The sequence below is a fragment of the Flavobacterium esculini genome, from assembly GCF_048284325.1.
Taxonomy (GTDB): Bacteria; Bacteroidota; Bacteroidia; order Flavobacteriales; family Flavobacteriaceae; genus Flavobacterium.
Map to the genome: position 1 here is coordinate 254,099 of NZ_JBLVPI010000001.1, position 14,697 is coordinate 268,795.

Here is a 14,697-nt window from a genome sequence, read left to right on the forward strand (position 1 = left end):
GAGAAAATTTACATTGAAAAAAGAAGTATTTTTACGAAAATAAATATGTCTTACATAAACGAAATTTTCAGGATAATTAGTCACCCTGTCAGTTTCTTACAGTTATAAAATAATACAAATAGATGAAAGAAAAGGTAAAAGAGAAGATGAGTACAGAAAAAGAATCCAAATTAAAAGCGCTACAACTTACGCTTGACAAACTAGACAAAACATACGGAAAAGGAACCGTAATGAAAATGGGGGATAAAGCCATTGAGGAAGTAGAAACTATTTCTTCCGGGTCTTTAGGAATCGATTTGGCATTAGGGGTTGGAGGATATCCAAGAGGAAGAATCATTGAAATATACGGTCCAGAATCGTCTGGAAAAACAACTTTGACGCTTCATGCCATTGCTGAGGCTCAAAAAGCGGGTGGAATTGCTGCTTTTATTGATGCGGAACATGCTTTCGATAGAAATTATGCAGAGAAATTAGGCGTAGATATCGAAAACCTAATCATTTCTCAACCTGATAATGGAGAACAAGCTCTAGAAATTGCTGAAAACCTGATTCGTTCAGGTGCAATTGACATTGTTGTTATTGACTCAGTTGCTGCTTTGACTCCAAAAAGTGAAATTGAAGGGGAAATGGGAGATTCTAAAATGGGTCTTCATGCGCGTTTGATGTCTCAGGCATTGCGTAAATTAACAGGAACCATCAGTAAAACGCATTGTACCGTTTTCTTTATTAACCAGTTAAGAGAGAAAATTGGAGTAATGTTCGGTAATCCTGAAACTACAACGGGAGGAAATGCATTGAAGTTTTATGCTTCGGTTCGTTTAGACATCCGTCGTTCAACCCAAATAAAAGATGGTGATAATGTACTTGGAAACAGAACCAAAGTAAAAGTGGTGAAAAACAAAGTCGCTCCGCCATTTAAAATTGCTGAATTTGACATCATGTATGGTGAAGGAATTTCAAAAACAGGAGAAATTTTAGATCTTGCAGTAGAATTTGAAATCATCAAAAAAGCGGGATCTTGGTTCAGTTATGGTGAAACTAAATTAGGTCAAGGCCGTGATGCTGTTAAGTCTTTGATAAAAGACAATCCGGAATTAGCGGATGAATTAGAAGAAAAAATTAAAGCCAGAATAAAAGAATTAGCAGAAGCATAAAAACTAAAACCCGAAATTATTCGGGTTTTTTTTATTTTTACACGCAACCTTTTTCAAAAATTTATATCTTTTAAAAAACAACCTCAACCTCAATTTGATGAAGCTGATTAGTATAAATTTATAAAATGAAAAAAATGAAGAAATTTGCCCTTTTTATCCTACTAATTACAACTCTGATAGGATGTACCATTGGTGATGACAATCGAGATTCCTTTACCTATGAAGTCCTTCCTGTTGATAGTTATACCTTACCCGATAAATTTGCATTGGGAAATACCTATGAAATAAAATTAAAATACACAAAACCTTCTTCATGCCATTCTTTTCAAGGTATTTATTACAGTAAAAACCTAAATACACGAACCGTAGCCATTCAAACAAGTATAAACAATAACCAAGTTTGTATACAATCCATCCCAGAACCTTCAGAAGCTTCTTTTAATTTTTACGTAACAAACACCGGTTCCTATATTTTCAAATTTTACAAAGGAAAAGATGCCGCTGGTACAGACCTTTTTGAAGAAGTAGAAGTTCCTGTAGTCAACTAACAAATAGAATAAATTCTGTGGGATTAGATCAAATAATTAATGACTGTAAAAAAAGTTGCTCCAAAGCTCAAGAACAATTGTATCAATTGTTTTCTAAAAAGTTTTTTGGGGTATGCTTGAAGTATTCCAGTAATTATGCTGATGCCCAGGACAATTTACAAGATGGTTTTTTAATTATTTTCAGAAAAATAGACCAGTTTAGCGGCAAAGGATCTTTTGAAGGCTGGGCCAAAAGAATAATGATAAACAATGCACTCCAAAAATACAAAGGTGTCCGGTATATGGAGGTTATCAATGAAAATATTCCAGATACAGCTATTGAAATTGACGACGAGAATATCCCAATTGAATATTTAATGCGAATCATCCAAGAATTACCTGATCAATATAGATTAGTCTTCAGCCTGTACGTTCTCGATGGTTATTCTCATAAAGAGGTTGCAGAAATGCTTAAAATAACAACAGGAACCACAAAATCCAATCTTGCCAGGGCACGGTTGATTTTAAAAGAGAAAATAGAAGCACATACAAGAATTGAAATAAAGTCATTGGCAAAATGAACGACAAAAAAAATATAGACCGACTGTTTCAAGAAAGATTTAAAGATTTTGAAGCAGAACCAAACGATCAAGTTTGGATAAACATAGAAACGGCTTTAAAGAAAAAGGAAAAAAAACGAAAAATAATTCCGTTTTGGATGCGATTTTCAGGAATTGCCGCTGCCTTTATTTTAGGCTTATTTGCTTTAAAAATGGTCTTCAAAACGAATACTGAAACTAAAAACAGTATCGTTTTAGACACCAAAACTTTAGACAAAAAATCCAATCAAAACAAGTTACTTCCAAATAAAATTGAAAAAGAGAGAAAACCATACGAGATAAAAAATAGTCAACAAATAGTAATAACTAACCCCAAAATCGTTATCAACCATGAAAAAGAAACTACAATTTTTACTCCATCAAAAACCATTGCTCACAAAAAGAAAAATCAAAATAATACTAACCTTTATTTCTCAAAAAATCATCCACCGCTAAAACAAACTAAAGCTGAGATCGATTACAGCTCATTAATTACAGATAAAAAAAGTACTACAAACCCAAACACGTTTGAGAACATTCAAAATCAAGTTTTAGAAAAAAAAGTACTACAAGCGAATGAGGAAGCTAAAACTGTGGTAAGCGAATCTAAAAAACAGCCTTCAATTATTCCGGAATCTCCAAACGAATTAGAGGAAATTCTAAAAAAGAAAGCACCCGAAAAACAAACTGTAGTTCTTAATAACAACAAATGGCAAATTGTACCTAATGTAGGCGCAGTGTATCTGAACTCAAATTCAGTTGGATCGGCTATTGACCCTCAATTCTCAAAAAACCAAAAAACGGCCGATAACAGCCTAAGTTTTGGTATTGGGGTAAATTATGCTGTTTCGAAAAAAATTATCTTACGATCCGGAATTAACAAGCTTACATTAGGATACAACACTAATAACGTTGTCTATTCCGCAGGATTATCAAACAAGAGTTTGGCGTATATTAATTATAGTTCAAACCAATTAATCGAAATTAAAACCGAAACTGCCCTTAACACACTAATCTCTTTTGAAAAAGGCCTACAAAAAACAAATACTGGTTCACTAAATCAAAAAATGGGCTATTATGAAGTACCGCTCGAACTTTCATATGCGCTTTTAAACAAGAAATTTGGTATTAACGTAATTGGAGGAATTAGTACATTATTTTTAAATCAGAATAAAATATCATTAGTTTCCTCTAACACTAATGTAAAATTAGGAGAAGCTACAAATTTGAACGAAATCCATTTTAGTACTAATGTTGGATTGGGATTTAAGTACCAATTGGTAAAGTCTTTTCAAATTAATTTTGAACCCATGGTAAAGTATCAATTGAATACCTATTCCAAAGACTATGGAGATTATAAACCAATTTTTATTGGACTGTATTCCGGGATTATTTATAATTTTTAATGGAATCAAAAGCGATTAATTGGGTATGGATTATTTCTCGTACTTCCTCGCGAATTTCTTTTCTATCCAATCCCGTTTTGCCTAAAGTGTCCACATGCGAATGAACTTTTACTCGCATAAGCCCCGGACTTCCACTGAAAAAGGTATAGGAAAATCTTTTTTTATTGTCTGCAAAAGTAATAGGGACAATGGGAATTTCATGATCAATTGCCAATCTAAAAGCACCATCTTTAAAAGAGTCTAACAAAACGGATTCATCATCCGGAATGCCACCTTCAGGAAAAATACAAATACTTAATCCTTGATTTATCCTTTTTTGTGCCCGATTAAAAACTTCCATTTTACTTTTAGAACAACTTCTATCCACCAAAATACAGGTTCTTTTGTAGAAAAATCCAAACAAAGGAATTCTTGACAATTCTTTTTTGCCTACAAAAACAAAAGGGTTTTTAATTGTGGCAAGCATCAGCATAATATCGGCCATTGAGGTATGATTGGCAACAATCATATAACTTTTATGAGATTCTAATGCTTGGTTTTTATCTATTTTATAATAAAAACCCATTCCAAAAAGAATGAATTTTGCCCAAATTCGAGCCATCTTAAAAAAATAGGGATACCCGCTTTCCGTCAAGATTGATAATACTAAAAAAGGAAACATTACAATTATGGGAATAGCCATCAAAACATAAAACCACACACGCCATAACGACCAAAAAATAATTTTCATTCCTCTCATAAGTTCAAAAATAAGGAATCATATGATACTATTATTAAAAAAATTAAATTTGAAAACTATTTAATACTGTAAAAACTTAAAAAACCTTGTGAACTTTGCGAAAAACTTTGCAACCTTTGCGGTAAATAAAATCATAATGGCAAAAATACTTACAGGTGTTCAAAGCACAGGAACACCACATTTAGGCAACTTACTTGGCGCAATCATTCCAGCAATAGCATTATCTGATAATCCGGAAAACGAATCGTTCCTTTTCATTGCCGATTTACATTCGATAACACAAATAAAAAACGGAGAAACTTTAAGAGCAAATACCTACAGCACGGCTGCCGCTTGGTTGGCTTGTGGATTAAATGTAGACAAAGTAGTTTTCTACAGACAATCAGATGTGCCCCAAACAGCCGAGTTATCTTGGTATTTAAGTTGTTTTTTTCCTTTTCAACGCTTGACATTAGCGCATTCTTTCAAAGACAAAGCCGACAGGCTGGAAGATGTAAACGCTGGTTTGTTTTCCTATCCAATGTTGATGGCTGCTGATATTTTATTATACGACGCCGAGTTTGTTCCCGTAGGAAAAGATCAATTGCAACACCTTGAAATTACACGCGATGTAGCGTCTCGTTTCAACCACCAGATGGGAGAAACTTTTGTAATTCCTGAAGCCAAAATTCAAGAAGACAGCATGCTTATTCCTGGAACAAATGGTGGAAAAATGAGTAAATCTGCCAATAATATTATCAATATTTTCTTGGATGACAAAGCCTTGCGCAAACAAGTGATGAGCATTGAAACCGACAGTACACCACTTGAAGAACCTAAGAATCCAGATACGTGTAATGCTTTTGCTATTTATTCTTTATTAGCAAATGAAGAACAACTTGCCATTATGAAAGCCAATTATTTGGGCGGAAATTACGGTTACGGTCATGCCAAACAAGCCTTATTTGAATTGATAACAGAAACATTCAAAACCGAAAGAGAAAAATACAATTACTACATCAACAATCTCCCTGAAGTAGACGCTTTACTCAAAAAAGGAGCCGAAAAAGCAGCAGTTGTTGCCAGTGGTGTTTTGAGTAGAGTGAGAGAAAAACTAGGGTTTGAGTAAAATCAGATGAAAAACACACTTAAATTTTTTGCATTATTATTCATTTTAATAAACAGCAGTTGCAAACCACAAATGGTGCAAACAACTAAAGATGCTTATTTATTAAAAACAAATGAGCAACAATTTATTAATAAACCGTTAAATGATTTGCTGAAGGAAATCAAACCCGAAATAAAAACGGGTTATGGAACCAATGAAGAAGGATTACAATATTTCGCTTTTAGATTTAGAACGCCTGAACAATGGAAAAAGAATCAGGGAGTCTGGGAAGATCATGTGGCACTATACGTATATGTAAAAGACCCAATAGATTGGCAATATGAAAAAAGACCTAAAGGAAAAGAAACTGTTTGGACTAAAGAAGATGCTGAAAAATATGGAAAACTTATTATAACCAGAATAAAAGTAATTAATAAACCTAAAGAATAAAAAATATAAAAAAGCAGTTTCATGTCCTTGAGACTACTTTTTTATATTGCCTCAAACAATTTCCCCGGCAACGGCCGAATCACACCTTTGAGTTCCATGTTCAACAGCATTCCTGAAATTTTATAAATAGGAAAATCACACCGCAAGGCAATAATATCCATTAATTCTTTTCCGGTTTTTAAAAGGTAATCATACACTTTTTGTTCGTCGTCTTCTAAAGTCACAAACAATTGTTTTTGTACCGGTTTTTTGTCATTGCGAGTTTCCGAAGCAATCCCTTCCAAGTCCCAATTCAAGATATAAATTAAATCGGCGGCGCTGGTGAGCACATTTGCTTTTTGGGTTTTTATCAGATTATTGCAACCTTGGCTGTATTTATCGGTAACACGACCCGGAACGGCAAAAACATCACGGTTATAATCATTCGCCATATTTGCCGTGATTAATGAACCGCCTCTATCGGCTGATTCTATCACGATAGTCGCCTCAGACATTCCTGCAACGATTCTGTTTCTTCGAACAAAATTTTCTTTGTCAGGATTCGAGGAACTCCAAAACTCGGTCATGAAACCACCGTTTTGTTCTACTTTGGCGACGTACTTTTTATGGGGTTTAGGATAAATTTGGTTCAAACCATGCGCCACAACTCCTATCGTTTGTAAATTATGTTCCATTGCCAGTTGATGCGCAACAATATCCACCCCATAAGCAAAACCACTTACAATGATGGGATCGAGCGGTGCCAAATCTTCTATCAGTTTTCTGCAAAATTCTATCCCATAAGAAGTGATTTGACGCGTCCCCACAATGCTGATTATTTTTTTATTTTTTAAGTTGATATTCCCTGAGGTAAATAATAAAAGCGGGCCATCGACACAATGTTTCAACCGTTCCGGATATCCTTCATCTTGAAAATAAGCGACATTAATCTCATTCGATTTTATGTATTGAAGCTCATGATTCGCTTTTTCAAAAACTGATTTGTCTTTTATATTTTTCAGTAACATAGAACCCACACCATCAATGCCGGCGAGTTGTCCTGTCTTTGTATGGAAGACTTCTTCGGCACTTCCGCAATGTGTAATCAGTTTTTTGGCCATAATATCGCCCACGCCTTCTACTCTTTGCAATGCCAATAAATAAAATAAATCTTGTTCTAACATAGTTTTTATTTGTTTGGTTGTTTAACCATATTGTCCCCTAGACGATTAAACTAATAAACATTTTGCCGATTAAACGATTTAACAAATAAACGATTAACCATTTGAAATTGAAAGCGGATTGTTAATAAAAATTGTGAATAAAATTTTGATAACTATTTTCGTTGTATAACTTTGTAAATATGAAAATCGAACTATACATCGCACAGCTTTTATACCGTTATCAATGTGTAACCGTTCCGGGATTCGGAGCTTTTTTGACCGAAACTCAATCGGCTCAACTCAACGAAAGCACGAATTCATTTTCTCCTCCAAAAAAAATAATTTCTTTTAATGCTAATCTAAAGAATAATGATGGCTTATTAGCGAATCATATTGCTCAAGCTGAAAAAACATCTTATGAATATGCCGTAAGTGCTATTCAGTATGAAGTTTTTACTTGGAAAAAAGCATTAGAAGAAAACAACCTGTCTATAAAAAACATAGGCGATCTTTCTTTGAATGCCGATAATAATTTGGTTTTCAAACCTTACAATCAAACTAATTATTTGTCAAGTTCTTTCGGTTTAGCTCCTTTCGTGTCTCCTCTTGTAAAAAGAGAACTCTTCGAAAAAGAGTTGGAAGCAATCGAAGAAAAAGAAACAATTCAATTGGTTCCTGAAACAAGAACAGCAAGTCCATATTTGAAATATGCCGCGATTTTTGTATTAGGATTAGGTCTTACCGGAAGTGTTGGTTATTCTATTTACCAAAACCAAATCGCCTCAGAAACAATGCTTGTTGAAACTGCTGTTCAAAAACAAGTACAAAATAAAATTCAGGAAGCTACTTTCTTTATCAAAAGTCCAGTTCCAGCTGTAACATTATCAGTTAAATCAGCCGTTAAGGAGGTAAAAATGCCGTATCACATTATGGCTGGGGTTTATAGAGAAGAAAAAAATGCAGATAAAACCTTTAATCAATTAATACATTTAGGATACAACGCACGTCGCATTGCTCCTAATAAACATGGATTGTTTCCTGTACTTTACGGAAGCTATTCTACTTTTGCAGAAGCGCAAAAAGCACAATCTGAAATTCAGAAAAAGCACAATCCAGAAGCTTGGATATTAATTCAATCCTTATAAATACAAAAAAACCTATTCAAATCGAATAGGTTTTTTTGTAAATACTTAATTCAAACTCGCTTTAAACATTTTCAGTTCGTCCCACGTAAATTTCTCGCCTACTTGTTCTTTCAAATTATTCAAAGATTCCTCTTTATAGCCTCTAAAAGCTTCTGCAAGTTCCCGTAGCTTATCTTCAGGTAAAACATCGGTAATGGCAATGGTCCCTGCTTGAATAAGCCGCACTAAATGCCCGTCGATAGTTTGTATGGTCAGTTTTCTGATGGCAGCGATTTCTGCAACCGAATTCTTCTCCAGCCACAATTCATAGGTTTCCTGAACGGTAGATTTCTTAGTTTCTTTTTTATCTGATTTCTTTTTTGAAGTGTAACGCTCAATATCTTTATCATCATCAATCAAAGTGATATTTAATTTCTTGAATTGATTTTGAATCGCTTCCGTTTTTCGGCTGATGTAGTTTTTAATTTCTGACGAAGTCAATTTCTCTTTAGAGATGGTTTCACCTGCAACAACGGTTTCTATCAATAATTTGGCTTTCATTAATCGCAAAACGGCTTTGGACTGCAATTCTTCCAAAACGATTAATTCATCATAAAAAGCTTTTACTTTCTTGATGCGCTTTACTTCTTCCAGTTTCCAAAGGATTTCAAAAACCAAATCATCCATTGGTTCCAGAAAATAACCAAATGCCGCTTGTATTCTTTCCGAAATGTGGTTTAAATCGGCGGTTTCTTGGCTGAAAAGCTTATTCAATTGGGATATGAATTTTTTGGATGGGTCCAAAAGTTGTTCGATGATTTCCGTTTGCTTTTTGGCCCAAACCGCATGTTTGGATTTCTCTGAACTTTCTGATTTTTCCGAATAGCTGAATCTATGATTGCGCCATTCCTGAGCTAAATCGCCCCAATCGAAGCTGTTAATCAAATAATTATGGATGAAATTCTTAGTTTCAAAGTGCAGTGCATTTTCTAAAAATGAATCCGAAGCTTTATTGAGTGAATAATCCATCACGTCCTGATCATTAGAAATCCCATTCATTCGCAGCGGAGAAAGCAAAATAAGCCCTTCTAACGAGCGCAAACGTGATAATGCCACATATGCTTGTCCTGGAAGAAAAACTTGCGAAACATCGAGCGCAGCTTTATCAAAGGTCAATCCTTGGCTTTTATGTACCGTTATCGCCCAAGCTAATTTTATCGGGTAATGAACAAAAGTTCCCAAAACCTCTTCTTCTATCTCTTTGGTCATTTCGTCTACTTTGTAGCGAATGTTTTGCCATTCGTACTTTTCGACTTCTATCGTTTTGTTTTCTTCTGGAAAATGAACCAAAATTTCATGACTGGAAAGCGATTTGACAACGCCCATTTTTCCGTTGAAATAATTTTTATCAAAGGATAAATCGTTTTTGACAAACATTATTTGTGCACCTACCTTCAATTGCAACTGTTCTTCCACAGGGAATATTTTTTCAGGAAAGTCTCCCACAATATCTGGTTTATAAACCACCAACTTTCCCTCTAAATCTTCCAAAGCCTGCGCATTCATGGAATCCGCTTTATTGTTATGCGTGGTTAAAGTAATGTATCCTTTATTGGCTTTTAAATCAAAATCCGGTTTTACGTATTGATTTAAAGTTTGTATATCTTCTTGAGAAATCTGGTTGTTTCGCAGGTTGTTTAAAACTGCAATAAAAGTATCATCGGTCTGACGAAAAATCTTGGATAGTTCAATGTATAACGGTGGATTTTGCTGTACAACATGGGAATGGAAAAAGAATTTCCCTTTGTAATATGTTTTTAAAGTTCTCCATTCTTCATCCCGGATTACCGGAGGCAATTGTAATAAATCACCAATAAACAATACTTGAACGCCACCAAAAGGGGTACTTTTTTTACGGACGGTTTGCATCATATAATCCATGGCGTCCAATAAATCAGCGCGAAGCATACTGACTTCATCAATTACCAACAATTCCATATTGCGGATTACAGATTTCTTCAAACCGCTCATTTTGAAATGCCTGCGCAAAGTAGCTTTGGTTTCAAATTTGGTACTTTCTGAAAATTGAGGGGATGAATTATCGGGAATAAATCCTCCAAACGGCAACTGAAACATGGAATGTATCGTTACACCGCCCGCATTTAACGCGGCAATTCCCGTAGGCGCAACAACAACAGTATTCTTGTGCGTAGTTTGGATAATTTCGCGTAAAAGGGTGGTCTTTCCAGTTCCTGCTTTTCCGGTAAGGAAAACGGATCGATGGGTTTGATTGATGAATCGTAAGGTGTAGGCGGCGGCTTCAGAAATTGTTTGCATTAGGCGTATATATATAAAGCTAAAGTATTGAAAATAGGATTCATATTTTAATTTTTGGAAGACAATTTATGTCTTGATTCCACAATTTTTTAGCCCCGATAGCAGCGGAAATCCTCGAGATTTAGAAAGTGATTTTTTCTAGCCGGAAAAGAGCGACCGCAGGAAGCTCCTTTAATGGGTAAGAAAAAACGCATTCTAAACGATAGATTGTAGCGAATAGCGGGAAATTGCTTCAAAAAAAATGCCTCCAATCTAAATTTTAGACGAAGGCATTCATTTGAATTAATATAAAAAATTATTTTTTAGCTTCTTCTTTTGGAGTTGCAGATTTGTATTTATCGTTCAATTCTTTAATGATTTCTTTTGTGATATCATATTTGTCTTCAGCATACAAAATTGAAGCTGCGTCGCCTGTTCCGTAGATGTAAGAGTATCCTTTTTCTTTACCGTAGGTTTTGATGAATTTTTTTACACCGCTAACCAACGAATCCATTTCTTTTCCGCTTTCTTGTTGCAACTCTTGTGCTAATTGTTGTTGCGCAGCACCTAATTGTTGCTCTCTTTTTTGCAATTCAGCTCCTTTTTGTTGTGCCCAAGCTTGACCGTTAGCCTGTGCTTGTGCTTGAAAACCTGCTGCTTCTTGTTTGAAACGATTAATTTCAGCTTCTAGCTGTCTTCCTTTCTCTTCTGATTTAGCTTTATATTTTGCTTCTAGATCTTTTGCTTCTGTATATTCTTTCATCAACACTGAAGTATCTACGTAAGCTGTTTTTACTTCCTTAACTTCCGCTGCTGGTTTGTTACAAGATACAATTGAAATTGAAAGTGCGATAATTACTAATGCTATTTTACTCATATTTTTAAAATTTCTTTTTTGGTATTGCGTTGCCAGTTCGCTAACGCTCGTGTCGTGAATCTTCGATTTCATTTTGGTGAATTTCTAGTTTTAAGTATTGGTGACAAAAATATAAAAAAATAGATAGCATTGACATAAAGTTTGAAAAATGCAAAATATTTATGATATAAGATTTTATTATTATAATTGATAAATGTATAATTTGTAACTATTAAAAACGAACCTCATATCTTTTAAATAAACGAATTAGTTTAAAAATCCAGCAACACTTCTATTCTCTTGAAAAACGTCGTTTAAACGGACTTAAAATCCTTTTTAGTTGTTTTTTAAGATATAAATGTGCGAGGAATACTCAAAATCACTCGTCGCTTCCCAATTGGATTGCAACCCGACGAAAAAGGCTTTGATGAAATTCATTTTCCCTGTTTTATATTTTTCGGAAAGCAAGCTCACATAAAAAGAATCAAATTTCATAGGAAGCACTTTTACCAATTGCATTTCTTTTTTTTCGAAAAGCATTTTTATTGCCTTTTTCGAAAAATGCCAAAAATGAATTGGCACATCGTAAGCCGCCCAAAACTTTCCGTAATATTTTGCGTCGAAAGATTTGAAATTTGGAACCGCAATTATTAAAGTTCCTTTTGGTTTCAATAAGCGTTTTAATTCTTTTAGTTGCTCGTCTAAATCAGGAACGTGTTCTAGAACATGCCACATCGAAATGACGTCAAAAGAATGACTTTCTAATTCACTCGTTTCACCAACAAATGAAACACCTTTCTGTTTTGCAATCGCTTTAGCTTTATCACTTGGCTCCACTCCTATCGTATGCCAACCATTTTCTTTGGCCACCGATAAAAAATCTCCAGTTCCTGCACCAATATCTAAAATGCTTCCTTTATTCGGTTGTAGCGAATTAATTAAATTCAGCTTGTTTTTTAGCGCGATGCTTTTTACAAAATGATATGCTTTTTCAAACAAAGATCGCTTACTGTCTGTATGGGAAATATAATCCACACTTTCGTAATACTTCCCTAAATTTTCTAAACTGGGTTGCGGATACGTGATTAACATATCCAACGCTTCGTCATGATATAAATCAAATGTTTCTTGAGAAACGGAATAATCTTTAACGGTTAAAAAATGCTTTTTGTTTGAAATATCCATAATGTTAGTTTTCAGTTTTCAGTCGCAGTTTGCAGCTGAATCCCTTTATATATAATGCAAATTTGATTTTGTTTCACGTGGAACGTATTGTTGAGTATTCATTTTTACTGAACACTGAGACCGCAAACTGATTACAGGCTACTTTCTCAACGTCCCATATAAATCAACAGCACCGAAACGTCGCTTGGTGAAACACCGCTAATCCTTGATGCTTGAGAAATGGTTATCGGGCGAATCTTGCTTAATTTTTGTTTTGCTTCAATTGACATTGATTTGATTTTGTTATAATCAAAATTCTCAGGGATTTTTACATCTTCCAAGCGCGTCAATTTATCCGCGTTGTTTCTTTCTTTTTCGATATAACCCGAATATTTCACTTGAATTTCGGCTTGTTCTAAAATTTCCTGATCCAAATCATTCTCCGCAACATAAGTCGCCACTTTTTCGAATTTCATTATGTCTTCCAAATCAATTTGCGGACGAGAGAAAACTTTAAACATTTTGTCTCCCTGACTAATCAGAGCGGTACCTTTTGATTCCAAAATAGGATTTGCTTCTGCAATCGAAACACTCGTTTCTTTGAAGAAAGCCACCATTTTTTCTGATTCATTTAATTTGTGTTCCATTCTACGCAAACGTGCTTCAGAAGCCAAACCAATTTCATGCGACATAGGTGTTAATCTAAAATCAGCATTATCCTGACGAAGCAACGTTCTGTATTCTGCACGAGAAGTAAACATTCTGTATGGTTCTTCCGTTCCTTTAGTAATTAAGTCATCAATTAAAACTCCGATATACGCTTCATCTCTTTTTAAAATTAACGGCGCTTTTTCATGCACTTTTAAATGCGCATTGATACCAGCCATCAATCCTTGAGAAGCTGCTTCTTCATATCCAGTTGTACCGTTTATTTGTCCAGCGAAATACAATCCTTCAACAAGCTTTGTTTCCAAAGTATGTTTCAATTGTGTTGGCGGGAAATAATCGTATTCGATTGCATAACCCGGTCGAAAGAATTTCACTTTTTCAAATCCCACAACAGAACGCAACGCTTTAAATTGAATATCTTCAGGAAGTGAAGTTGAAAAACCATTTACATAAACCTCACACGTATTCCATCCTTCCGGCTCAACAAATAATTGGTGTCTTTCTTTATCGGCAAAACGATTAATTTTATCTTCAATTGATGGACAATATCTTGGCCCAAGACTTTTTATTCTACCGTTAAACATCGGAGAACGATCAAAACCTTCTCTCAAAATATCATGCACATCAAGAGACGTATACGTCATGTGACATGATTTTTGAATAACCAACGGTGATGTTACATCCGAATAAGAAAATTTATCCGGCTTAGCATCTCCCTTTTCCTCGTTCATTTTTGAATAATCCAATGAGCGTCCATCCACTCTTGGAGGCGTTCCTGTTTTCATTCTTCCTGCTTGAAAACCTGCATTCACTAAATCTTCGGTAATTCCATAAGCAGCACTCTCCCCTGCTCTTCCTCCACCAAATTGTTTTTCACCAATATGAATCAAGCCATTCAGAAAAGTTCCATTGGTCAACACAACCGATTTAGACCGAATCTCCACTCCTAACGAAGTGCGAATTCCTTTTATTTTTCCGTTTTCAATAATCAAACCTTTCACCATCTCTTGATAAAAATCAAGATTTGGAGTTCCTTCCAGCATCATTCTCCATTCTTCAGCAAAACGCATACGGTCACTCTGAACACGCGGCGACCACATCGCAGGTCCTTTGGACTTGTTCAGCATCTTGAACTGAATAGCAGTTCTGTCCGAAACAATTCCGGAGTACCCACCCAAAGCATCAATCTCACGCACAATTTGTCCTTTGGCAATTCCGCCCATCGCAGGGTTGCATGACATCTGGGCAATGTTCTGCAAACTCATTGTCACCAATAAGGTTTTCGAACCCAAATTTGCAGCAGCGGCAGCAGCCTCAGAACCGGCATGTCCTGCGCCAACAACTATCACATCATATTCATCTAGAAACATCTTCTTGTATGATTTAATCCTTCAATTATATTCCGGATTGTAATTTTGAAATCTATTTTTATTTTGTTCCACGTGAAACATTGTATTGTCAATT

Annotated in this window: 13 protein-coding genes; 7 read left to right on the forward strand and 6 right to left on the reverse strand. The window is 35.0% G+C overall.

The features are described from left to right. Positions 1–146: 146 nt before the first annotated feature. The 4 genes from recA to ACNQGG_RS01095 all read left to right on the forward strand — a co-directional run bounded on the left by recA (position 147) and on the right by ACNQGG_RS01095 (position 3,686). Complete coding sequence (gene recA / locus ACNQGG_RS01080) at positions 147–1,154, forward strand: recombinase RecA (protein ID WP_035674074.1); 1,008 nt, start codon at positions 147–149, stop codon at positions 1,152–1,154. Between the two features lie 134 nt (positions 1,155–1,288). Then, complete coding sequence (locus ACNQGG_RS01085) at positions 1,289–1,702, forward strand: hypothetical protein (RefSeq protein ID WP_417960702.1); 414 nt, start codon at positions 1,289–1,291, stop codon at positions 1,700–1,702. 17 nt (positions 1,703–1,719) lie between these two features. Next, positions 1,720–2,262 carry an RNA polymerase sigma factor gene (locus ACNQGG_RS01090; protein WP_417960704.1) on the forward strand — a complete coding sequence of 181 codons (543 nt, stop codon included), beginning with the start codon at positions 1,720–1,722 and terminating at the stop codon, positions 2,260–2,262. Further along, positions 2,259–3,686 (forward strand): hypothetical protein, encoded by a 1,428-nt coding sequence (locus tag ACNQGG_RS01095; protein ID WP_417960706.1) that lies wholly within the window; start codon positions 2,259–2,261, stop codon positions 3,684–3,686. Before ACNQGG_RS01090 ends, ACNQGG_RS01095 begins: the two co-directional genes overlap by 4 nt. On the opposite strand, the gene ACNQGG_RS01100 is transcribed toward ACNQGG_RS01095, so the two are convergent. After that, entirely contained in the window at positions 3,670–4,425 is a 756-nt protein-coding gene (locus tag ACNQGG_RS01100; protein ID WP_417960708.1) for a lysophospholipid acyltransferase family protein, read from the reverse strand. The genes ACNQGG_RS01095 and ACNQGG_RS01100 overlap by 17 nt on opposite strands. Positions 4,426–4,561: 136 nt before the next feature. On the opposite strand from ACNQGG_RS01100, the gene trpS reads away from it, so the two are divergent. Both trpS and ACNQGG_RS01110 read left to right on the forward strand, forming a co-directional pair. Continuing rightward, the gene (trpS, locus tag ACNQGG_RS01105; RefSeq protein ID WP_417960710.1) at positions 4,562–5,533 is read left to right on the forward strand and encodes a tryptophan--tRNA ligase; all 972 of its coding nucleotides are present in this window, start codon (positions 4,562–4,564) and stop codon (positions 5,531–5,533) included. A gap of 6 nt (positions 5,534–5,539) precedes the next feature. After that, positions 5,540–5,962 carry a hypothetical protein gene (locus tag ACNQGG_RS01110; protein WP_417960712.1) on the forward strand — a complete coding sequence of 141 codons (423 nt, stop codon included), beginning with the start codon at positions 5,540–5,542 and terminating at the stop codon, positions 5,960–5,962. 41 nt (positions 5,963–6,003) lie between these two features. Here ACNQGG_RS01110 and dprA read toward each other — a convergent pair whose 3' ends face one another. Further along, on the reverse strand, positions 6,004–7,125 hold the full coding sequence (gene dprA, locus ACNQGG_RS01115) for a DNA-processing protein DprA (RefSeq protein WP_417960714.1): 1,122 nt from the start codon (positions 7,123–7,125) through the stop codon (positions 6,004–6,006). 179 nt (positions 7,126–7,304) lie between these two features. On the opposite strand from dprA, the gene ACNQGG_RS01120 reads away from it, so the two are divergent. Further along, on the forward strand, positions 7,305–8,249 hold the full coding sequence (locus ACNQGG_RS01120) for an HU domain-containing protein (RefSeq protein WP_417960716.1): 945 nt from the start codon (positions 7,305–7,307) through the stop codon (positions 8,247–8,249). Positions 8,250–8,294: 45 nt separating this feature from the next. On the opposite strand, the gene ACNQGG_RS01125 is transcribed toward ACNQGG_RS01120, so the two are convergent. From ACNQGG_RS01125 to mnmG, 4 genes are all read right to left on the reverse strand, one after another. Continuing rightward, positions 8,295–10,565, reverse strand: coding sequence for a helix-turn-helix domain-containing protein (locus ACNQGG_RS01125; RefSeq protein ID WP_417960718.1), 2,271 nt, complete (start codon positions 10,563–10,565; stop codon positions 8,295–8,297). Positions 10,566–10,860: 295 nt separating this feature from the next. Then, positions 10,861–11,421 (reverse strand): OmpH/Skp family outer membrane protein, encoded by a 561-nt coding sequence (locus tag ACNQGG_RS01130; RefSeq protein ID WP_039109376.1) that lies wholly within the window; start codon positions 11,419–11,421, stop codon positions 10,861–10,863. A 315-nt stretch (positions 11,422–11,736) separates the two neighbouring features. After that, positions 11,737–12,585, reverse strand: coding sequence for a class I SAM-dependent methyltransferase (locus tag ACNQGG_RS01135; protein ID WP_417960720.1), 849 nt, complete (start codon positions 12,583–12,585; stop codon positions 11,737–11,739). Between the two features lie 146 nt (positions 12,586–12,731). Continuing rightward, positions 12,732–14,603, reverse strand: coding sequence for a tRNA uridine-5-carboxymethylaminomethyl(34) synthesis enzyme MnmG (gene mnmG / locus ACNQGG_RS01140; protein WP_417960722.1), 1,872 nt, complete (start codon positions 14,601–14,603; stop codon positions 12,732–12,734). Between the last annotated feature and the right edge of the window lie 94 nt (positions 14,604–14,697).

What these genes read in the sequence shown, in the direction of transcription:
- recA (WP_035674074.1), top strand. Translation starts at nt 147, where the DNA reads ATGAGTACAGAAAAAGAATCCAAATTAAAAGCGCTACAACTTACGCTT.
- ACNQGG_RS01095 (WP_417960706.1), top strand. Translation starts at nt 2,259, where the DNA reads ATGAACGACAAAAAAAATATAGACCGACTGTTTCAAGAAAGATTTAAA.
- ACNQGG_RS01130 (WP_039109376.1), bottom strand. Translation starts at nt 11,421, where the DNA reads ATGAGTAAAATAGCATTAGTAATTATCGCACTTTCAATTTCAATTGTA.
- ACNQGG_RS01135 (WP_417960720.1), bottom strand. Translation starts at nt 12,585, where the DNA reads ATGGATATTTCAAACAAAAAGCATTTTTTAACCGTTAAAGATTATTCC.
- trpS (WP_417960710.1), top strand. Translation starts at nt 4,562, where the DNA reads ATGGCAAAAATACTTACAGGTGTTCAAAGCACAGGAACACCACATTTA.
- ACNQGG_RS01125 (WP_417960718.1), bottom strand. Translation starts at nt 10,565, where the DNA reads ATGCAAACAATTTCTGAAGCCGCCGCCTACACCTTACGATTCATCAAT.
- ACNQGG_RS01100 (WP_417960708.1), bottom strand. Translation starts at nt 4,425, where the DNA reads ATGAGAGGAATGAAAATTATTTTTTGGTCGTTATGGCGTGTGTGGTTT.
- mnmG (WP_417960722.1), bottom strand. Translation starts at nt 14,603, where the DNA reads ATGTTTCTAGATGAATATGATGTGATAGTTGTTGGCGCAGGACATGCC.
- ACNQGG_RS01120 (WP_417960716.1), top strand. Translation starts at nt 7,305, where the DNA reads ATGAAAATCGAACTATACATCGCACAGCTTTTATACCGTTATCAATGT.
- ACNQGG_RS01085 (WP_417960702.1), top strand. Translation starts at nt 1,289, where the DNA reads ATGAAGAAATTTGCCCTTTTTATCCTACTAATTACAACTCTGATAGGA.
- ACNQGG_RS01110 (WP_417960712.1), top strand. Translation starts at nt 5,540, where the DNA reads ATGAAAAACACACTTAAATTTTTTGCATTATTATTCATTTTAATAAAC.
- dprA (WP_417960714.1), bottom strand. Translation starts at nt 7,125, where the DNA reads ATGTTAGAACAAGATTTATTTTATTTATTGGCATTGCAAAGAGTAGAA.